At 71.8% G+C, this 19,497-nt stretch carries 21 protein-coding genes; 6 read left to right on the plus strand and 15 right to left on the minus strand.

Going from position 1 to position 19,497, the window contains the following annotated elements; all coding sequences use genetic code 11:
* The first annotated feature begins 93 nt into the window (after positions 1–93).
* Complete coding sequence (locus tag B7K25_RS07110; protein WP_084105042.1) at positions 94–1,362, plus strand: Glu/Leu/Phe/Val dehydrogenase; 1,269 nt, start codon at positions 94–96, stop codon at positions 1,360–1,362.
* A 21-nt stretch (positions 1,363–1,383) separates the two neighbouring features.
* Here the strand turns inward: B7K25_RS07110 and B7K25_RS07115 are convergent, their stop codons facing one another.
* From B7K25_RS07115 to guaB, 4 genes are all read right to left on the minus strand, one after another.
* A complete protein-coding gene (locus tag B7K25_RS07115) occupies positions 1,384–2,880 on the minus strand; it encodes a glycosyltransferase (protein ID WP_144018915.1) in 1,497 nt (498 codons plus the stop codon).
* Positions 2,844–4,025 carry a hypothetical protein gene (locus B7K25_RS13585; RefSeq protein WP_144018916.1) on the minus strand — a complete coding sequence of 394 codons (1,182 nt, stop codon included), beginning with the start codon at positions 4,023–4,025 and terminating at the stop codon, positions 2,844–2,846. Before B7K25_RS13585 ends, B7K25_RS07115 begins: the two co-directional genes overlap by 37 nt.
* Before the next feature lie 105 nt (positions 4,026–4,130).
* On the minus strand, positions 4,131–4,880 hold the full coding sequence (locus tag B7K25_RS07120) for a TSUP family transporter (protein ID WP_084105044.1): 750 nt from the start codon (positions 4,878–4,880) through the stop codon (positions 4,131–4,133).
* Positions 4,881–4,914: 34 nt separating this feature from the next.
* Positions 4,915–6,423, minus strand: a complete 1,509-nt coding sequence (gene guaB / locus B7K25_RS07125; protein WP_084105045.1) for an IMP dehydrogenase — start codon at positions 6,421–6,423, stop codon at positions 4,915–4,917.
* Between the two features lie 256 nt (positions 6,424–6,679).
* On the opposite strand from guaB, the gene B7K25_RS07130 reads away from it, so the two are divergent.
* Positions 6,680–6,970, plus strand: a complete 291-nt coding sequence (locus B7K25_RS07130; RefSeq protein WP_084105046.1) for a WhiB family transcriptional regulator — start codon at positions 6,680–6,682, stop codon at positions 6,968–6,970.
* A 72-nt stretch (positions 6,971–7,042) separates the two neighbouring features.
* Here B7K25_RS07130 and groES read toward each other — a convergent pair whose 3' ends face one another.
* Positions 7,043–7,336 carry a co-chaperone GroES gene (gene groES, locus B7K25_RS07135; protein ID WP_084105047.1) on the minus strand — a complete coding sequence of 98 codons (294 nt, stop codon included), beginning with the start codon at positions 7,334–7,336 and terminating at the stop codon, positions 7,043–7,045.
* Between the two features lie 203 nt (positions 7,337–7,539).
* On the opposite strand from groES, the gene B7K25_RS07140 reads away from it, so the two are divergent.
* Positions 7,540–8,709, plus strand: a complete 1,170-nt coding sequence (locus B7K25_RS07140) for an SAM-dependent methyltransferase (protein WP_084105048.1) — start codon at positions 7,540–7,542, stop codon at positions 8,707–8,709.
* Between the two features lie 86 nt (positions 8,710–8,795).
* Here the strand turns inward: B7K25_RS07140 and B7K25_RS07145 are convergent, their stop codons facing one another.
* Both B7K25_RS07145 and B7K25_RS07150 read right to left on the minus strand, forming a co-directional pair.
* Positions 8,796–9,074 (minus strand): hypothetical protein, encoded by a 279-nt coding sequence (locus B7K25_RS07145; RefSeq protein ID WP_084105049.1) that lies wholly within the window; start codon positions 9,072–9,074, stop codon positions 8,796–8,798.
* A 40-nt stretch (positions 9,075–9,114) separates the two neighbouring features.
* Positions 9,115–9,792 (minus strand): LysE/ArgO family amino acid transporter, encoded by a 678-nt coding sequence (locus B7K25_RS07150; protein WP_084105050.1) that lies wholly within the window; start codon positions 9,790–9,792, stop codon positions 9,115–9,117.
* Positions 9,793–9,863: 71 nt separating this feature from the next.
* On the opposite strand from B7K25_RS07150, the gene B7K25_RS07155 reads away from it, so the two are divergent.
* Positions 9,864–10,757, plus strand: a complete 894-nt coding sequence (locus tag B7K25_RS07155) for an ArgP/LysG family DNA-binding transcriptional regulator (RefSeq protein WP_084105051.1) — start codon at positions 9,864–9,866, stop codon at positions 10,755–10,757.
* Here the strand turns inward: B7K25_RS07155 and B7K25_RS07160 are convergent.
* A complete protein-coding gene (locus tag B7K25_RS07160) occupies positions 10,739–12,361 on the minus strand; it encodes a glycoside hydrolase family 3 N-terminal domain-containing protein (RefSeq protein WP_144018917.1) in 1,623 nt (540 codons plus the stop codon). The two genes, B7K25_RS07155 and B7K25_RS07160, sit on opposite strands and share 19 nt — an antisense overlap.
* A 22-nt stretch (positions 12,362–12,383) precedes the next feature.
* Positions 12,384–13,424 carry a tRNA (adenosine(37)-N6)-threonylcarbamoyltransferase complex transferase subunit TsaD gene (gene tsaD, locus B7K25_RS07165; RefSeq protein ID WP_234988113.1) on the minus strand — a complete coding sequence of 347 codons (1,041 nt, stop codon included), beginning with the start codon at positions 13,422–13,424 and terminating at the stop codon, positions 12,384–12,386.
* A gap of 56 nt (positions 13,425–13,480) precedes the next feature.
* Here tsaD and B7K25_RS07170 point away from each other — a divergent pair, with 56 nt between their 5' ends.
* Together B7K25_RS07170 and B7K25_RS07175 are read left to right on the plus strand one after the other, a co-directional pair.
* On the plus strand, positions 13,481–14,086 hold the full coding sequence (locus B7K25_RS07170; protein ID WP_159450153.1) for a malonic semialdehyde reductase: 606 nt from the start codon (positions 13,481–13,483) through the stop codon (positions 14,084–14,086).
* Positions 14,083–14,457: a DUF3817 domain-containing protein gene (locus B7K25_RS07175; RefSeq protein WP_234988114.1), complete on the plus strand. Its 375-nt coding sequence runs from the start codon at positions 14,083–14,085 to the stop codon at positions 14,455–14,457. The genes B7K25_RS07170 and B7K25_RS07175 overlap by 4 nt, the downstream gene beginning before the upstream one ends.
* 7 nt (positions 14,458–14,464) lie before the next feature.
* On the opposite strand, the gene rimI is transcribed toward B7K25_RS07175, so the two are convergent.
* From rimI to glmS, 6 genes are read right to left on the minus strand one after another with little or no spacing between them, the layout of a single operon-like run.
* Entirely contained in the window at positions 14,465–14,962 is a 498-nt protein-coding gene (rimI, locus tag B7K25_RS07180; RefSeq protein WP_084105054.1) for a ribosomal protein S18-alanine N-acetyltransferase, read from the minus strand.
* Positions 14,963–14,970: 8 nt separating this feature from the next.
* Positions 14,971–15,576, minus strand: a complete 606-nt coding sequence (gene tsaB / locus B7K25_RS07185; protein WP_234988115.1) for a tRNA (adenosine(37)-N6)-threonylcarbamoyltransferase complex dimerization subunit type 1 TsaB — start codon at positions 15,574–15,576, stop codon at positions 14,971–14,973.
* A 10-nt stretch (positions 15,577–15,586) separates the two neighbouring features.
* A complete protein-coding gene (tsaE, locus tag B7K25_RS07190; RefSeq protein ID WP_084105262.1) occupies positions 15,587–16,042 on the minus strand; it encodes a tRNA (adenosine(37)-N6)-threonylcarbamoyltransferase complex ATPase subunit type 1 TsaE in 456 nt (151 codons plus the stop codon).
* A gap of 35 nt (positions 16,043–16,077) precedes the next feature.
* Positions 16,078–17,187: an alanine racemase gene (alr, locus tag B7K25_RS07195; RefSeq protein ID WP_084105056.1), complete on the minus strand. Its 1,110-nt coding sequence runs from the start codon at positions 17,185–17,187 to the stop codon at positions 16,078–16,080.
* Positions 17,184–17,543: a holo-ACP synthase gene (locus B7K25_RS07200; RefSeq protein ID WP_084105057.1), complete on the minus strand. Its 360-nt coding sequence runs from the start codon at positions 17,541–17,543 to the stop codon at positions 17,184–17,186. The genes alr and B7K25_RS07200 overlap by 4 nt, the downstream gene beginning before the upstream one ends.
* Before the next feature lie 2 nt (positions 17,544–17,545).
* Entirely contained in the window at positions 17,546–19,411 is a 1,866-nt protein-coding gene (glmS, locus tag B7K25_RS07205; RefSeq protein ID WP_084105058.1) for a glutamine--fructose-6-phosphate transaminase (isomerizing), read from the minus strand.
* Positions 19,412–19,497 lie beyond the last annotated feature (86 nt).

Raw genomic sequence — 19,497 nt, forward strand, 5'->3', positions numbered from 1 at the left:
GACGCCTCAAGAATCGCGACTCTGCAGGCACGCCGTGGCGCGCCGCGACACCCCGCCGGGGATAGCGTGAGGACATGACGACGAGGAGGTCTCATGTCCACTGACGCGCCCGCGCTGCCCGCCTCAGGTCCGCTCACCGATGCGCGGGCCCAGCTCGCCGAGGCGATCGCCCACCTGGGCGTCGATGCAGGCACGCACCGGATGCTGGCGACGAGCCGCCGGGAGATGGCCGTGTCCGTGCCGCTGCGGCGCGACGATGGGTCGATCGCCACCTACGAGGGCTTCCGCGTGCAGCACAACTTCTCCCGCGGCCCCGCGAAGGGGGGACTGCGCTTCTCGACCGCCGTCGACCTCGACGAGGTGCGCGCGCTCGCGATGTGGATGAGCTGGAAGTGCGCGCTCGTCGACGTCCCCTACGGCGGCGCGAAGGGCGGCGTCGCGATCGACCCGCGCGAGCACTCCGCGGCCGAACTGGAGCGGGTCACGCGCCGCTACACGTCCGAGATCCTGCCCATCATCGGGCCGGAGGTGGACATCCCGGCGCCGGACATCGGCACCGACGAGCGCACCATGGCGTGGATCATGGACACCTACTCCGCGTCCGTGGGCCACACCGTGCCCGGCGTGGTGACGGGAAAGCCCATCAGCCTGGGCGGCTCGCTCGGCCGCGCCATGGCGACCTCGCGGGGCGTCGCGCACGTCGCGCTCATGGCCATGGCGAGCCGCGGCGTCGACCCCGCGGGCGCCACCGCCGTGGTGCAGGGCTTCGGCAAGGTGGGCCGGGGCGCCGCGCGCCTGCTCGCCGAGTCCGGCGTCCGCGTGCAGGCGGTCAGCGATGTGGACGGCGCCGTGTGGGCGGACGGAGGGCTCGACATCGCCAGGCTCGGCGAGCACGTTGACGAGACGGGCTCCGTCGCCGGCTTCTCCGGAGCGGAGGCCATCGACGCCTCCATTCTCGTGACGCTCGACGTCGACGTCGTCGTGCCGGCGGCGGTGGAGGGCGTGATCACCGCCGACAACGCGGCGGACGTCAAGGCGCGCATCATCGTCGAGGGTGCGAACGGCCCGACCACCAACGAGGCGGACGCGATCCTCGCGGACATGGACGTGCTGATCGTGCCCGACATCCTTGCGAACGCGGGCGGCGTGATCGTGTCGTACTTCGAGTGGGTGCAGGCCAACCAGGCGTACCAATGGTCCGAGCGCGAGGTGAACGAGCGCCTCGAGGAGCGCATGACGCGCGCCTGGCACGACGTCGTGGCGTATGCGAGCGCCCACGACCTGTCCTACCGACAGGCGGCGACCGCGCTCGCCGTGCGGCGCGTCATCGAGGCCCACGAGCTGCGCGGGCTGTACCCCTGACGCGGACGCCCGCCGGCTCGCCTACACGGCCTTCCCGACGGGGCTCGGCTCAGGCCCCTCCTGCGCGCTGAGTCCGTGCTCGGTCTTCTCCCAGTAGTGCGGGCGGACGATCAGCTGCCACAGCCCCTTGTACGCAGCGATCGAGTGCAGGATCCAATAGAGAGGGTTCACGAGCGCCCACGGCACCAACCAGAACGCACCGCGCTTGAACGGGCCCATCATGTTGAGGTAGATGATCAGGCCGTTGCCCAACAAGAAGTTCAGCAGACACACCGCGAGCACCGCCGGAGGGAAGTACTGGTCGAGCACGTCGACCGGGGTCATCCACGTGACGAAGGTGATCACCGTGAACGGCAGCACCCCCAAGAACGTGAGCGGCGTGCCGCCGATGAGCAGCGCGAAGCCCCAGAACCTGCGCCACCCCAGCTCACGGATGAGGCGCCGGGGCGATCGAGCGTGGACCAACGAGGTCTGCATGTAGCCCTTGATCCAACGGCTGCGCTGGCGGACGAAGTTCGGGATCGAGGTGTTGGCCTCCTCCCACGTCACGGAGTCGACGATCCCGACGCGATACCCGAGAGCGCCTGCACGAATGCCCAGGTCGGCGTCCTCGGTGACGTTGAAGGGGTCCCACCCGCCGAGCTCCTGGAGCATGCTCGTGCGGAAGTGGTTCGAGGTGCCGCCCAACGGGATCGGGAGGGTATCCACGTCGAGTCCCGGGAGCATGTAGTCGAACCAGTACGAGTACTCGAGCGTGAACATGCGCGTCAAGAGGTTCTCGCGAGCATTGAAGTAGTTGAGCTGTGCCTGGACCACGGCGGTCCGCTCGCCGGCCCGACGGAACGCGAGGTACGCCTTCTTGAGCTGCAGAGGGTCGGGCGCGTCCTCGGCGTCGTAGATCACGACGAACTCGCCGGTGCACATCGCGAGGCCGACGTTGCAGGCACGAGGCTTGGTCTGCGGCACGCCCTTCGGGACCACCACCACCGTCATGTAGTCCGGCGTGCCGGACGCCTCGATCGCGTCCCGGGTCTCGTCGTCCTCCTCTTCGACGAGGATCAGCACCTCAAGCTTCTCGCTCGGATAGTCCAGGGCACCCAGGTTCGTCACGAGGCGATGCACGATGTTCGCCTCACGGAACACCGGCACGAGCACGGTGTAGATCGGCAGCTCGTCGTCCTGGAGCGCGTCCAGTTCCGCGGGTGCGATGTGGTCGACCAGGTCGTAACGTGCCCCACGCAGCGACACCCAGAACTTGAATGCCGTCGACGCCAGGAACACCACGCTCGAGACGCCGAGGATGGCGATGATGGTGCCGACGGGTGCCAGCACGAGCGCGACCCCGAGGGCGATCACGGCCACCGCCACGACGACCTTCTGCGAACGCAGCAGGACCCGACGCGCGGAGAGCCGCGGGTCGCGCTCCCAGAGGCCGTAGGTCGCCTCGTGGGCGGTGTGCTCGTCAGCGATGCGGATCCTGCTCATGCCGCCCACCCCGCTGCCAAGGAGTCCATCCATGCCTGCGAGGCTGGATAGAGCACGAACGCCGTCACCCAAGCCACGACGGCTTGGCTCATGGCCAGCACGAGGATCAGCGCCAGCACACCCCCGCGCGGACGGCGAGGCAGCAGAGCGATCCCGATCACGAGCAGCAACAAGAAGGTGACGCCGGCCGAGCCACTCGGGGTGGCGCCGAGCACCACGGAGAGGAGGATCGACGCGGTCACGAGCGGCGGCATGAGCGCGAGGACCGGTCGTCGGACCGCGAACGCGAACGCCACGCCCGCGACGGCGGGCGCGAAGTACAGCCATCCCCAGGGACCCGTGAGCACCTCGCGCACCAGAGCAGCTCGATCGAGGTCGAACTGCAAGCCCTCCCCACCGAACACGAAGAACAGGTCAGAGCGGAACACCAGCCCCAGGATCGATACCGCACCGAAGGCCGCGATCGTCGGGAACACCAGGACGAGCGCGTTGGCCACGGTGGCACCGCGCCTCGAGTGGACGAGGAACGGCACCACGCAGCCCGCGATCACGACAGAGAACAGGAACGCGGGTGCCGCCAGCGCGGCCGCGGCGAAGAGGATGCCTGCGCGGAACCCGGCCTGCGTGTTCGCGAAGACGATGAAGCGCACCACGTCGATGAACCCGAGGCCGAACAACGCGAGGGCGAGCGTGATCTCCAGGTTGGTGGTGACGGTGACCGCGAAGAGCGGCGTGGCGGCGAGCATGACCAGCAGCACGGCTCGCTCGGGCCAGCGATACTCCTGTCGCCGGAGCCACTCGAGCACACGCTGCAGGAAGAACCCGGCCACGAGCGAGCCGAGCACCGCGAGCCCAACCACCCCGCCAGGTACGACGAGGGCCGTCACCGTGGTCACCGGCGGGTACAGCGCGACGAGCACGTCCACATCCAGAGGCCGGTCGGCAAGGGCATCGACCTGTGCGACGAGCGCCGCGTTCGGCGTGTCCGTGAAGAAGTAGCCGTCATGGTCCGCCGCGAGCACGGCGGTGATGAGCAGGAACGGAGCTGCGAGCAGGAGCCGTAGCGCCCAGCGCGCGAGCCGCCGACCCGGGTACTTGGGGAGCGGGCCGCGACCGAGGCCCTCGCGACGGACTGGTCGCGCCGCCTCAGCCGCGAGTGAGGGGGAGACATGGGACATACAGCCCATCCTCACATCACCGCAGAAACGATGCCCCACCGCCCTCGGCCGTGTCGCGAGCGCGGCAGCTCTCAAGGCCGCGCCGCTCGGCGGGCAGCGTGCGACTTAGGACGCGAGCACGCGCCAGAGCATCGTGACCGACACCACCACGATGAGCACGCGCAGCACGAGCGGGTTGACGCGCAGCAGGATGTGCGAGCCGATGTAGGCCCCGATGAGCTGTCCGACGATCATGACGCCGCCGATCACCCACACGACCTTGCCCGCGATGATGAACACGATGAGCGAGGCGACGTTGGTCGCGAAGTTCAGCGTCTTCGCCACAGCCGTGGCACGCCGCAGGGGCAGGGCCCGCAGCGCGACTCCGGACAGGGCGAACAGCGATCCCGTGCCGGGTCCGAACGCCCCGTCATAGGCGCCGATCGCCGGAACCACCGTCGCCTCGTAGGCGGGATCGGCCATCCGCGGCTTCGCCGGTGGGTGGTGGGCCTTGGGCACGAACAGGAAGTACGCGGCGATGAGTGCCAGCACGATCGGGATGACGATCTCGAGCGCGTCGGGGGACACGAAGAGGATCGCGATCGAGCCGGCGATCGAGCCGAGGAAGGCCCACAGCATCGGCCATCGGACGTCCGTCCACCTCACGCCGTGCTTGCGCAGCACCTGGTAGGTGGCCATCCCCGTGCCGGCCGGTGCCTGGAGCTTGTTGGTCCCGAGCGCCTGCAGGGGCGGCACCCCCGCCAGCAGGAGCGCGGGAACGGTCAGCAGCCCGCCGCCGCCCGCGAGAGTGTCGAGGCACCCCGCGACGAGCGCGACGAGCGCGAGGACCGCGAGCAGCTGCCAGGTGATCTCCACGCGTCAGCCGCCGTTCCCCGCGCGCGGGCGCGCCTCAGCGACCCGAGTAGTTGGGCGCCTCGACGGTCATCTGGATGTCGTGCGGGTGCGACTCCTTCAGGCCCGCCGGGGTGATGCGCACGAAGGTGCCCTTCTCGCGCAGCTCGTCGATGGTGCGAGCGCCGACGTAGAACATCGACTGGCCGAGGCCGCCCACGAGCTGTCGGGACACGTCGTGCAGAGACCCCTTGAACGGAACTCGCCCCTCGATGCCCTCGGGGATGATGTCGTCGTCGCTCGGTGCGTCGGACTGGAAGTAGCGGTCCTTCGAATACGACACCCGGCCGCGCGAGGCCATCGCTCCCATCGAGCCCATGCCGCGGTAGAGCTTGAACTGCTTGCCGCCGACGAGGACGAGGTCGCCGGGCGCCTCGGCGCAACCGGCGAACAGGGACCCGAGCATGACGGACTCGGCTCCGGCGACGAGCGCCTTCGCGATGTCCCCCGAGTACTGCAGTCCGCCGTCCGCGATGACCGGGACACCGGCGGGGCCGGCCGCCTTCGAAGCCTCGTGCACGGCGGTGACCTGCGGCACTCCCACGCCAGCGACGACGCGGGTCGTGCAGATCGACCCTGGCCCGACGCCGACCTTGACGGCGTCGACGCCCGCGTCGACGAGCGCCTGGGCGCCTTCCCGCGTGGCGACGTTCCCGCCGATCACCTGCACGTGCGAGGTGGCCGGGTCCGACTTGAGACGCCGGATCATGTCGATCATGGCCTGCGCGTGGCCGTGCGCGGTGTCGACCACCAGCGCGTCGACGCCCGCCTCGACCAGCGCGACGGCGCGCTCCCACGCGTCGCCGAAGAAGCCGACGGCGGCCGCCACCCGCAGTCGCCCGTGCTCGTCCTTGGTCGCCTTGGGATACTGCTCGGACTTGACGAAGTCCTTGACGGTGATGAGACCCGTGAGCTTGCCATGCTCGTCCACGAGCGGCAGCTTCTCGATCTTGTGCTGGCCCAGCAGCGCGGCTGCCTCAGCGTTGGGCATGCCCTCGCGTCCGGTGACCAGGGGCATGGGAGTCATGGCATCGCGGACCTTGCGCGACTCGAAGTCCTGATGGTCCACGAACCGCAGGTCGCGGTTGGTGATGATGCCCAGCAGGGTGCGGTCCTCGTCCACGACCGGCAGCCCGGACACGCGGTACTTGCCGCACAGCGCGTCGAGCTCGGCGAGCGTCGCGTCGGGGCCGACGGTGACCGGGTCCGAGATCATCCCGGACTCGGAGCGCTTGACGATCTGGACCTGGTGGGCCTGGTCCTCGATCGAGAGGTTGCGGTGGAGGACGCCGATGCCGCCCTGGCGCGCCATCGCGATCGCCATGCGGGCCTCGGTGACGGTGTCCATCGCAGCGCTCAGCAGCGGGATCGAGATGCGGATGTCGCGCGTCAGGCGGGTCGAGGTGTCGACCTCGGAGGGGATGACGTCGCTCTGCCCGGGGAGCAGCAGGACGTCGTCGTAGGTGAGTCCGGTGAAGCCGAAGGGGTTGTTGTCAACGGGCGCCATTGCTCGATTCTACGGAACATCCGCGCCCCCGCGGGACGGCTGCGTGGCGGCTGGGTGACGGCCCGGTGAAGGCTCGAGATCCGCCCTTCCCAAGGCCTGAACTTCCAGGTATGAATGGAGGAGTGCGCAATCTGTACGACGGATGTTATCGACTCTTGACCTCTCCGATATTTCCGAATTACGGTGAAGTGCACCACCCGGGGTCCGGCTCAACGGCGAGTCGGAACCGATTCCCGACACCAAGGATGGGGGCGCGATGGATTCGGTAGCGAAACTTCCGGCACCGACGCAGGACCAGTGGGAGTGGCAGTACGAAGGAGCCTGTCGGGACGCCGATCCCGACCTGTTCTTCCATCCGGAGGGCGAGCGCGGCGCCGCCCGCCGACGCCGCGCCGAGGCCGCCAAGGAGTACTGCGAGCGCTGCCCGGTGCTCGAGACCTGTCGCGAGCGCTCCCTCATGGCGCGCGAGCCCTTCGGCGTGTGGGGCGGCATGAGCGAGGACGAGCGCCACGCGATGCTCGCCGGCCGCTTCAAGAAGGCGAGCTGACCCTCTCGCCCGCAGACGCACGAAGGCCCCGGAGAGCATTCTCCGGGGCCTTCGTCCTGTCGTGGGGCTGGATCAGCCGACGACGCCCAGCAGGTCGCGGGCCGAGAGGATCAGCAGATCCTCGCCGCCGTACTTGACCTCCGTGCCGCCGTACTTGCTGTAGATGACCTTGTCACCCACCGCGACGTCGAGCGGGATGCGGTTGCCGTTGTCGTCGACGCGACCGGGGCCCACCGCGAGGACCTCGCCCTCCTGGGGCTTCTCCTTCGCGGTGTCCGGGATCACGAGGCCGGAGGCGGTGGTCTGCTCGGCTGCTGCCGGCTTCACCACGACCTTGTCCTCAAGAGGCTTGATAGAGACCGACACTGCGGACCTCACCTTCCATTCATCCAAGTTCTGCACGTGGATCGCGGCCGTCTCACACCCTGCCGTCGCGGGGGTCAGAGCGTCAGGCGGATGCCGCGCACTCCGTTCGGAGCAGTGCCCAATTTAGCACTCACGACCGGCGAGTGCTAACCGACTGCGCGCGGTTCGCCGACCGTGAAACCGCCGCGTGAAAGGATCGCCCCATGGACGTCGCGATCGCCCGCGCCTTGACCTCGAACGAGGGGGTCGCGCTCCTCGACGCCCTCCCGCCATACTCGCCCGCGGAGGCCGATCGTGTGGGCCGAGAGCTCCGCGCGGGCGGCATCGATCCCGACCTGGTCGCCGCCGTGCTCACCCAGTCACGCCTGAGGGCCGATGCGCGCGCCAAGTTCGGGGAGTTCGCGTCGGGCATGCTCCTGACGCAGGACGGGCTCGAGCAGGCGACCCGCCTCCAGGTGGCAGCGCTGCATGCGCAGCGCTTCCGCGCCGCGGGCGTCACGCGCCTCGCGGACCTCACCAGTGGCATCGGATCCGACGCGATGGCGGCCGCGGCGCTCAGTCTCGACGTGACGGCGTGCGAGCTCGACGAGGCCACCGCGCTGCTCGCCGACCACAATCTCCGCCACTGGGACAACGCCCGGGTCGTGCATGCGGACGCCCTCGAGGTCGCCCACGCGCTCGACGTCGATGGGATCTTCGCGGACCCGGCACGGCGCGGCGCGCGCGGGCGGCGTCACGACCCCCGCGACTACTCCCCGCCGCTGGATGCCGTGCTCGCCCTGCGCGACCGCGTACCCGCGCTCGGGGTGAAGGTCGGGCCCGCGATCCCGCACGAGGCGGTGCCGGAGGGCGCCGAGGCCGAGTGGGTGAGCGTCGACGGGTCGGTGGTCGAGGCGGGGCTGTGGTGCGGGCCGCTCGCGGCGGCAGTTGGTCATGCGGCGCTCGTCATCGACGGCAGCGGAGCTCACCGCCTCGCGGGGTCGACGGAGCGCGCGGAGGCGGGCGCGCTGGCCGAGCACGTGTACGAGCCCGATGGCGCGGTGATCCGCGCGGGCCTGATCGGCGTCCTCGCGGCCGAGCTCGGGGCGCACCTCCTCGACCCGTCAATCGCGTACCTCACGACTGCCGCGCCCGTCACGACGCCCTTCGCGCGCGGCTATCGGATCCGCGAGGTGCTGCCCTTCAAGGTCAAGGCCCTCGCCTCCGCGCTCCGAGCGCGCGGCATCGGGACCGTCGACATCAAGAAGCGAGGCGTCGACGTGACGCCCGAGCAGCTCCGGCCGCAGCTCAAGCTGCGCGGCGACGAGCGCGCGACGCTGATCCTGACGCGCGTCGGCTCACGCCGCCTCGCGCTCCTCGCCGACCCCCTGTAGGAAGGTCCTCTGCGCGCTTCGCCATCGCCGTGCGTCCTGGGGGAACGCCTTCTCCCCACGTCACGGTCGAGCGCCGCCGCCAGCCGTCAACCGCGCAGGACCTTGGACACCATCTGCTGGCTGGTGCCGACCTCCCGGGCGATGGCGGACTGCGACACGCCCGTCTCCGCGAGCGCGCGGATCCGGTCCTTCTGGTCGTCCGTCAGCGTCCCTGCGCGCCGGGACGGCCCTCCCCGCCTGCCCGTCATGATCGAGTCCACGCTCGCGCGGGAGATGCCGACCGCCGCGGCGATCTCGACGCGCCGTTCGCCCGCCTCGACGCGCCGGCGCACCTCGGCGACCTGGTCCTGCGTGATCCGTGCCATCCCGCCAGCGTAGGCGCCAGGGGTCCCACAGCGGTCCCGCTCACGCCCCCGCAAGAAGCGAGATCGCGAGCACCACCATGATCACCGCGATCACCCCGTCCAGCACGCGCCAGGCACGCGGGCGCGCGAGCACCCCCGAGAGGAGGCGCGACCCGTAGCCGAGCGCGGAGAACCACAGCACGCTGCCCACCATCGCACCAGCGCCGAACACCCACGCCGCGTCCCCCTGCGATGCGCCCACCGTGCCGAGCAGGAGCACCGTGTCGAGGTACACGTGCGGGTTGAGCCAGGTGAGCGCGAGCGCGGTCACGGCGACGGCGCGCGCCGAGGTGCCGAGCGCTGACCGCTCCTGCGTCCGCACCGGGCCGGGCTCAGACGGCGGACTGCCGGCATCGCGCCCGGCGGACGAGACCTCCGCTACCTCCAGCGCCTCAGGTGCGGGACGCCAGGCGCGCCTCGCCGCGAGGACGGCATAGCCCAGGAGGAACGCGGCGCCGCCGATCCTCGCCGCCGTGACGAGACCCGGATGCGCGGTGACCGCGGCGCCGAGACCTCCGATGCCCGCGGCGATCAGCACCGCATCGGACGCCGCGCAGATGACCACGACGAGGGCCACGTGCTCGCGCCGGATCCCCTGACGTAGCACGAAGACGTTCTGGGCGCCGATGGCGACGATGAGGGACAGCCCGAGTCCGAGGCCTGCAAGGAAGGTGGTCATGGCATCGACGGTAGGACCGAACCGGCTTCAGCACCAGCGAGTGTTTCTCATGTTTCATTAGACTTGCTGATATGAGGATCCCCGCAGAGCTCGCCCACACCCTCACGGCGGTCGTCGAGGAGGGCTCGCTCGACGCCGCGGCGCGGCGGCTGCACGTCACGCAATCTGCTGTGAGCCAGCGGATCGCGACGCTCGAGCGGATCGCCGGTCAGGCGGTGCTCGTCCGCTCGCGGCCGGTCCGACCCACCCCCGCGGGCGAGGCCGTGCTGCAGTTCTCGCGCCAGGTGGCGCACCTCGAGGCGGATCTCAACGGCGCGCTCCGCCGCGACGAGGCCGGGCGGGCCACCGTCAGGCTCGCCGCCAACGCGGATTCGATGTCCGCGTGGCTCATGCCCGCGCTCGCGGTTCTCGCCACCGTGCACGGCATCATGGTCGAGGTGCAGCGAGAGGACGAGTCGCGCACCGCCGACCTGCTCTCCCGCGGCGACGTCTCGGCCGCCGTCACGACCAGGGCCACGGCCGTGAGCGGCTGCTCGAGCACACCGCTGGGGACGATGACCTACGAGGCCGTGGCGACGCCCGCGTTCGTCGAGCGCTGGTTGCCCGAGGGACCGACGCCCGCGGCGCTCGCGGTCGCACCCGTCGTCGACTTCGACCGCTCCGACGACATCCAGAGCCGGTGGTTGCATGCGGTGGCACCCGAGGCCCAGCCTCCGCGCCACCGCATCCCCTCCTCGAGCGAGTTCAACGAGGCCATCGCCCTGGGCATGGGGTGGGGGCTCATGCCCCCGGCGCAGCGCTCCGAGCTCGATCGCGACCTCGTCGCGCTCGGCGGCCCCACCATCGCGGTCGCGCTCCACTGGCAGCAATGGCGCGTGCGATCGGCCCTGCTCGACACGGTCGCGACAGAGGTGCGTGCGGCCGCCGGCGCCGTGCTCGCCGCTCCTCACCCGCAGGTCGGGTAGGGGACGTCGACCTCGACGGGCCACTCACCCCCTGGCGCGACGGCCCCGGTGAGGACGTCCGCCAACCCGGCGAGCGCATCGGCGCTGCGCCCGTAGAGCCCGACGTAGACGTCCGCCGTGGAGGCGCTCAGCCCCCAGGGTCCGCCCATCGCGACCACCACGTCACCGCTGCCGCTCGCCGCGTCGCCGCCCATGAGCACCACCGCGGTGCCGCCGGTGCCGATCGCGACGCCGCGCTCCTCGAGCGCCGCGGCCAGCGCCGCCCTGTCCGCGTCGAAGCCGCCCGAGATCGACACGGACCCTGAGACGAACGGCGCCTCGCAGTCCTTCGCGGCGACCGTGGCGCCGGCGGCGGCGAGCGCGCTCGCGTAGCCCTCCGACGGTTCCGGGCTCGGCGCGAAGGACTCCTGCCAGCGCGCCAGCGTGATCGCTCGCGCGGCCGCCTCATCGAGGCGCTCTCGCGGCACGTCGCCTGACTCCACCGCGGCCACGATCGCGTCGCGCGCAGCGCGCGGGTCGGGCGGCAGGAGGATGATGTCGGCGCCGGCGGCGAGCGCACGCGCCGAGGCGACCCCGGGCTCGCTGGTCTCCTGGATCGCCCCCATGTTCATCGCATCCGTGACGATGACGCCCCCGAACCCCAGCTCGTCGCGGAGGTAGGCGTACGACGCAGGCTCGAGGGTCGCGGCCTCGTCCCCCCACTCAGGCACGGCGATGTGGCCCATCATGATGACGGGAAGCCCAGCGCCGATCGCGGCGGCGAAGGGCACCAGGTCCCGATCGGCGAGGGCCGCCACCGCGGTGTCCTGGCGCGGCAGGCCGAGGTGCGAGTCGACGGTGACCGAGCCGTGCCCCGGGAAGTGCTTGATGACGGGCACGATGCCGCCCTCGACGTACCCGGCCGAGGACGCCACCACCGTGTCGGCGACCGCCGTGGGGTCGCCGCCGGCCGACCGCGTGCGGATGGTGGGGTCGTCGAGGCCGATGGTGACGTCGGCGACCGGCGCGAAGTCGACGGTGAACCCGAGGGCACGCATGTCAGCCGCCGCGGAGCCGTACGCGGCGCGCACCGCCTCCTTGTCCCGCGCGGCGCCCGCAGCCATGAATCCTGGCAGGTCGGGGAGCACGGCCCGCAGGCGCGACACGACCCCGCCCTCCTGGTCGACGCTGACGATCGCTGGCCAGTCGCGCCCGGAGGCGCCGGACCGCACCGCGCTGGTGAGGGCGCGCACCCCGGCCGCGTCGGTCACGGCGTCGCCCATGACGATCACGCCGCCGAGCGAGAGGTCCGACACCAGGCGATCGGCGGCGGCAGGGTCGGGCGAGCCGATCGCCGCGACGATCACCTGTCCGGCGGCCTCCTCGACCGTCAGCTGCCGGGCGTCCGCGAGGGACTGCTCCCAGAGCTCGGCCGGCGGCCCCCATGCGAGAGCAGGCGCCGCCGTGGGTGAGGGTGAGGGCGTCGCCGTGGGTCCGGGAGAGGGGGCCGATGCGCTCGGCGACGGCGTCGCCACGGTCGCGGGCGTCGCGTCGTCGCGTTGGCCAAGGAGCCACCACGCTCCGGCGCCGACCACGACCATCACCGCGCCCGAGAGTGCGGCCACGGCCGTGCGCCCTGGCATCAGCTCAGGCCGTGACCTGGGTCAGCGGCATCGACGAGTCCACGCCGTAGCCGAGCGAGCTGGGGGCGACCTCGCGCCGGACCACCGCAGACCCGAGGGCCGCGATCATCGCGCCGTTGTCGGTGCAGTAGCGGATCGGGGGGATGCGGACGTCGATGCCCGCGGCCTCCCCGCGGGCGGTCGCCATCTCGCGCAGCTGCGAGTTGGCCGAGAACCCGCCGCCGATGACGAGGGTCTCGACTCCGTGCTCGCGGCACGCGTTGAGGGTCTTCATGACGAGGACGTCCGCGACCGCGTCCGCGAACGAGGCCGCGACGTCGGCGAGGGGGATCTCGCGCCCGGCGTCACGCTCGCGCTCCACCCAGCGCGCGACGGCCGTCTTGAGCCCCGAGAAGGAGAAGTCGTACGCGTGCCGCTCCTGGAACTTGGGGGCGGTCAGCGCCCTCGGGAACGGGATCGCCGTCGGGTCTCCCTCCCGGGCGAGCCGGTCGATGTGAGGCCCGCCGGGGTACGGAAGTCCCAGCAGCCGTCCGACCTTGTCGAAGGCCTCCCCCGCGGCGTCGTCGAGGGTGTGGCCGAGCTCGGTGACGGCGGTCGCGACGTCGTCGATGAGCAGCAGCGACGTGTGCCCGCCGGACACCACGAGGGCCATCGTGCGGTCCGGGAACTCCCCATGCACGAGCTCGTCGACCGCCGCGTGGCCGATCACGTGGTTGACGCCGTACAGCGGGCGGTCGATCGCGAGCGCGAGGGCCTTGGCGGCGGCGTTGCCGACGGTGAGCGAGCCGACCAGCCCGGGACCCGCGGCGACGGCCACCGCGTCGACGTCGCTCAGCGTCCGATCCGCGCGGGACAGCGCCTCCTCGAGCGTCGGCAGGAACGCCTCGAGGTGGGCGCGGGAGGCGACCTCGGGCACGATGCCGCCGAAGCGCGCGTGCTCGTCCATGGAGGACGCGGTGACGTCGACGAGCAGGTCCGTGCCCTCGACGAGCGCCACGCCCGTCTCGTCGCACGTGCTCTCGATGCCCAACACCAGCGGATTCACGCGACCAGCCTAGCCGCGGTCACGGCCACCCCTCGAAGCGGGTGAGAATGGTTGACATGTCCACCTCCTTCTCCGTCGATGCCCGCACGCGTGCAGCGCTGTTCACCGAGGCACGTTCCAACACCCGCTTCGCGGACCGCGAGGTGCCCCTCGAGGTGATCCACGACGTGTGGGACATGATCAAGTGGGGTCCCACCGGCAACAACACCGTGCCGATGCGGCTCGCGGTCGCGCGCACCCCGGAGGCGCGCGCAGCGACCATCGCCGCGGCGCTCGAGGGCAACCGCCACAAGCTCGAGCAGGCGCCGCTGCTCATGGTGGCCGCGCGCGACGACCGCTTCCACGACACCTTCGAGGTGACCGGCGGGGGCAGCGCCTCGACGTACGAGCGGCTCGAGACCGAACCGGAGCGGCGCGAGCGCATGGCGCACACCGGCACCCTGCTCCAGGCGGGCTACCTCATCATCGGCCTGCGCGCCGCGGGCCTCGCCGTGCGGCCGTACGGCGGCTTCGACAAGGCGGCCATGGACGAGGCGCTCTTGAGCGGCACCTCGTGGCGCTCCGAGGTGCTGTTCGGCGTCGGCTGGCCCGCGGAGGGCGACCACGGCGCGGGCGAGCGGCGCGGACGCATCGCCGCGGAGGCCGCGGTGATGGCGCTGTGAGGGCCCGGTCCGCGAGCGCCGTGGCCGTCGCGCCCGGCCTGTCGATGCCGGCGAGCCGTCTCGGCCGGGCGTTCGTCGCGATCTCGGTGGTCGAGGCCGTCACCTGGACCGGCCTGCTGATCGGCATGCTGCTCGAGCACGTCCTCGATGTCACCGAGCTCGGCGTGAGCGTGTTCGGACCGCTCCACGGCGTCGCGTTCCTGATCTATGGGGCGCTCGCGCTCGCGTGCGCCGTCCGCTTCCGGTGGGGGCTCGGCCTCACCCTCGTGACGCTGATCGCTGCCGTGCCGCCGCTCACCACCATCCCGATGGAGCGCTGGCTGCGGCGCCGGGAGCGCCTCGGCCGACCCGACTTGCCGGCAGCCGCCTGAGCCTCGGTCAGCTCAGCGCGCGGCGCATGACGAGCGCGTCGATGCCCTCGGGCTGGTAGTACCTCCGGCGCACCCGCACGTCCTCGAACCCGTGGTCGCGGTACAGCGCCAGCGCCGCGTCGTTCGTGACCGCGACCTCGAGCCACACGTCCGGCGCCTCGAGGCGCGTCGCCTCGGACATCAGGTCCGCCATCAGGACCCGGGCGAGTCCGCCGCCGCGCGCCTCGGGAGCGACCGCGAGGTTCATGAGGTGGAAGGCGTCCCCTTCGAATCCGTACACGGCGTAGGCGATGAGGTCGCCCGCGCCGTCGATGCCCCGCCAGCGCGACAGCCCCCACAGCAGCTCGTCACGGATGAGCGACCGGGACCAGGCGGAGCGTCCGAAGATCTGCTGCTCGAGCGCTGCGAGCCGGCCGAGATCGGCCTCTCCCAGGTCGCGCACCTCGGGCGGTCCGGAGGGGGCCGATGCGCGCTCGGGCCCGTCGGCGCCGTCGCCTGCGCCCATGACGCGGCTCAGGCTCCGGGGACGCCGTGCACGTCCGGACGGCGCAGGTACAGCGGCTCGAGCGGGAAGTCCGTCTGCCCGCCCGCGAGGGCGGCATCGACGACCCGCGCGAGCGCCGCCGGGTCGGGGTCGGCGGGCACGGCGCCGGGAAACGCCTCGGCGTAGAGGGCCGCGCCGCGTCCGACCACGACGCCGGCCGACTCGACGTCCGCGGGGGCGCTCACGGAGGGACCCGCGACGCGGACGCCGTCCTCGTAGCGCGCCCAGTAGACCTCCTTGCGGCGCGCGTCCGCCACCACGGTGGCGGTGCCGTGCTCGACGCCGAGGGCATCGAGAGAGCACACGCCCCGCACCGGAACGCCCAAGGCGTACCCGAGGGTGCGCGCGGTGACGAGCCCGACGCGCAGCCCGGTGAACGGCGCTGGGCCGGTGCCGACGACGATCGACTCGACGTCCGCGGTGGCGGCGCCCGCCTCGGCGAGCACGGCCTCGATGAACCCCGCCAACAGCTCGGCGTGGCCGCGGGGCGCGAACTCGGCGCGCGAGGCGACGGTCTCGCCGCCGCGCACGAGGGCGACGGCGACCGCTGCGGACGTGTCGATGGCGAGGATCACGCGCACCAGCCTAGAGCTCGGGCAGGTCGACGGCGTCCCACCGCGCACCATGCGAGGTGATGCGCACCGTGCGCTCACCGCCGGACGGATCGTCCATGTCCACCTCGCCGCCCCGCTCGCGCAGGATCGTCAGGTGGAGGCGGTCTTCCGACAGGGTCGCGGCCGCGTCGCCCCACTCGACCACCGTCACCGCGTCGTCGAGCGACGTGTCGAGGTCGAGGTCGTCGAGCTCGGCGAGCGAGCCGAGCCGGTAGGCGTCCACGTGGACCAGGTCGGGACCGTCGCCCAGCGACGGGTGCGTGCGGGCGATGATGAACGTCGGGCTCGCCACGTCGCCTCGCACGCCCAGGGCCGCGCCGAGGCCCTGCGTCAAGGTGGTCTTGCCCGCGCCGAGGTCTCCGGTGAGGATCACCAGGTCTCCCGCGCGCAGCGCCGGAGCGATCACCGCGGAGCCGAGCCTGCGCATCGTCTCCTCGTCGGCGACGGTCACTGTGCGATCGATCACGCGGCTCCCTTCCTGCGCAGCACGCCGAAGCGGCACACCACCTCGTAGTCGATGGTCTCGATCGCGTCAGCCCACTCCGTCGCGGTCGGACCGTCAGGGCCGATCAGGGTCGCCACGTCTCCCGCGACGACGTCCGTGACCGGGCCGAGGTCGACGACGAACTGGTCCATGCACACGCGGCCGGCGATGCGGAAGCGGCGGCCGCGGATCGACACCTCGGCGCGGTTGCCCGCCCGCCGGAAGACTCCGTCCGCGTAGCCCGCGCTGATGAGGCCGAGCGTGGTGGGATACGGCGTGACGTAGTCGTGGCCGTAGCTCACTCCTTGGCCCGCTCCGACGTTCTTCACGAGGATCACCTCGGACCGCACCGCCATCGCCGCCCTGAGACCGAAGCGCTCGCCAGCGGGGTCCGGGACAGGCGGCAGGCCGTACACGGCGATGCCGGGCCGGACCAGGTCGAAGTGCAGGTCGGGGCGGGTCAGCGTGCAGGCCGAGTTGGCGAGGTGACGGACCTCGAGCGCGATCTCGCGCTCCTGGGCCATGGCAAGCGCCTCACGGAACGCGGTCGCCTGGGCGTCGATGGTCGCGTGCCCGGGCGCGTCGGCCCAGGCGAGGTGGGACCACATGCCGACGATCCGCACGAGCCCCTCGGCCTGCGCCGCCACCGCGAGGTCGAGCAGGGCCCCGAGCTCGCGCAGCGGCACGCCCTCGCGGCCGAGCCCGGTGTCGACGCACAGGTGGACGCGCGGCGCGACGCCGAGGTCGCGTGCCGCGGCGACGATCGCTCCGAGCACGTCAGGCGACGACGCCGACAGGTCGACCTCGGCGATGATGAGCTCGCGGGCCGGCAGCTCGGGACCGTAGAGCCAGGTGAGGATGCGGCCGGTGTCCCCTGCCGCGCGCAGCGCGAGCGCCTCGCCGGGCTGGGCGACGCCGAGCCACGCGGCGCCGCCGCGACGCGCAGCCTCGGCCGCTGCGGCGAGACCGTGGCCGTAGGCGTCCGCCTTGACGACAGCCATGACGTCCGCTCCCGACGCCCGCGAGCGCAACACCTCGACGTTGTGCGTGATGGCGCCGTAGTCGACGGTCACGTCGAGCGCGCTCATGCGTCGGACTCCGCGATCACGACGGCCGAGGCGATGCCCGCGTCGTGCGACAGCGAGAGGTGGAAGCGATCGATGCCGAGCTCGGCCGCGCGCGCCGCGACGGTGCCGCGGACCTCGAGCTGGGGCCGCCCGCCCTCCTCGCGCCTGATCTCCGCGTCGTGCCAGTGCAGGCCAGCGGGGGCGCCGAGCGCCTTCGCGAGCGCCTCCTTCGCCGCCCACCGCGCGGCGAGGCTGTGCGGACCGAGCTCGCGCTCGAGTGGCGTGAAGACACGCTCGAGGAAGCTCGGCGAGCGCTCGACGGACTCCTCGAACCGCGAGATCGCGACCACGTCGATCCCCACACCCACGACCGCCACGGCTACTCGACCGTGACCGACTTCGCGAGGTTGCGCGGCTGGTCCACGTCGTACCCCTTCGCCGCCGCGAGCTCGAGAGCGAAGATCTGCAGCGGGATGACCTTCAGCAGGGGCGTCATGAGGACGGGGGCCGGCGGAACGTAGAAGATCTCGTCGGCGTGCTTGGCGGCGACGACGTCGCCCTCCTCGGCGATGACCAGGGTGCGCGCGCCGCGCGCCCGCACCTCCTGGACGTTCGAGAGCACCTTCGCGTGCAACGACTCGCGTCCACGCGGGCTCGGCACGACGACGAACACGGGCTGGTCCTGCTCGACGAGCGCGATCGGTCCGTGCTTGAGCTCGCCCGCGGCGAAGCCCTCGGCGTGGATGTAGGCGAGCTCCTTGAGCTTGAGCGCGCCCTCGAGCGCGACGGGGTACCCCACATGGCGCCCGAGGAACAGCACGGTGCGCTCGTCGGCCATGGTCCGTGCGACCTCGCGGATGGGCGCCGAGGTGTCGAGCACCCGCTGGATCTTGGACGGGATCTGGTCGAGTTCGCGCAGCAGCGCCTCGATCTCGTCCGGGAACTTGTTGCCGCGCAGCTCGGCGAGGTAGATGCCCAGGAGGAAGCCTGCGGTGATCTGCGCGAGGAACGCCTTGGTGGACGCCACCGCGATCTCGGGTCCGGCGCGCGTGTAGAGCACCGCGTTCGCCTCGCGCGCGATGGTGGAGCCCTGGGCGTTGACGATGCCGATCACCGTCGCGCCCTGGCTCTGGGCGTGGCGCACGGCCATGATCGTGTCCATCGTCTCGCCGGACTGGCTGATCGCCACGACGAGGGTCTTCACCGACACGATGGGGTCGCGGTAGCGGAACTCGTGCGCGAGCTCGACCTCGACCGGGATGCGCGTCCAGTGCTCGATGGCGTACCGAGCAGCGAGTCCCGCGTACGAGGCGGTGCCGCACGCGATGACGATGATCTTGTCGATCGACTTCAGCACGTACTCGTCGACCATGCCCTCGTCGAGCTTGAGCCGGCCCTGGCTGTCGAGCCGGCCACGCAGGGTGTCCGCGACGGCGGCGGGCTGGTCGTGGATCTCCTTGTCCATGAACGTGGCGAAGCCGCCCTTCTCGGCGGCCGCGGCGTCCCAGTCGATCGCGTACGGCTCGCGCTCGACGACCTCGCCCTTGGCGTCGGTCACGACGACGGACTCGGGCGTGATCTCGACGACCTCGTCCTGGCCCAGCTCGAGGGCGGTGCGGGTGTGCTCGATGAACGCGACGACGTCGGAGCCGAGGTAGTTCTCCCCGTCCCCCAGCCCGACGACGAGCGGCGAGTTGCGACGCGCCCCGACGACGGTGCGGGGATCGTGTGCGTCGACGGCGAGGAGCGTGAACGCGCCCTCGAGCCTGCCGGCCACCGTGCGCATCGCGTCCGCGAGGCCCAGGCCCTGATCGACGTAGTGCGCGAGCAGGTGCCCGGCGACCTCGGTGTCGGTGTCGGACAGGAAGTCGACTCCCGTGGCCGCGAGCTCGTCGCGCAGCTCTCCGTGGTTCTCGATGATCCCGTTGTGGATGATGGCCAGGCGCCCGCCGCCCGCGAGGTGCGGGTGCGCGTTGACGTCCGTCGGGGCGCCGTGGGTCGCCCAGCGGGTGTGCCCGATGGCTGCGGTGGACGGCGGCAGCGGCTCCTCGGCGATCGCCTTCGCGAGGCGCTCGAGCTTGCCCGCCCGCTTCGCCACGGCCACGCGCTCGCGGTCGGAGCCCACGAGCGCGATGCCCGCGGAGTCGTAGCCGCGATACTCGAGGCGCGCGAGGCCTCCCATGATGACGCCCTCGGGACGCTCCCCCGGCTCACGCGAGCCCACGTATCCGACGATTCCGCACATGCTGGGAAGTCTACGTGCAGGCGCCCCGCCAGCCCACGCATCGGCGCTCTCCCCGTGCCCTCGGATGCGGGCGGCGGCGCCCGCGC

It is taken from the genome of Demequina sp. NBRC 110056 (assembly GCF_002090155.1).
GTDB lineage: Bacteria > Actinomycetota > Actinomycetes > Actinomycetales > Demequinaceae > Demequina.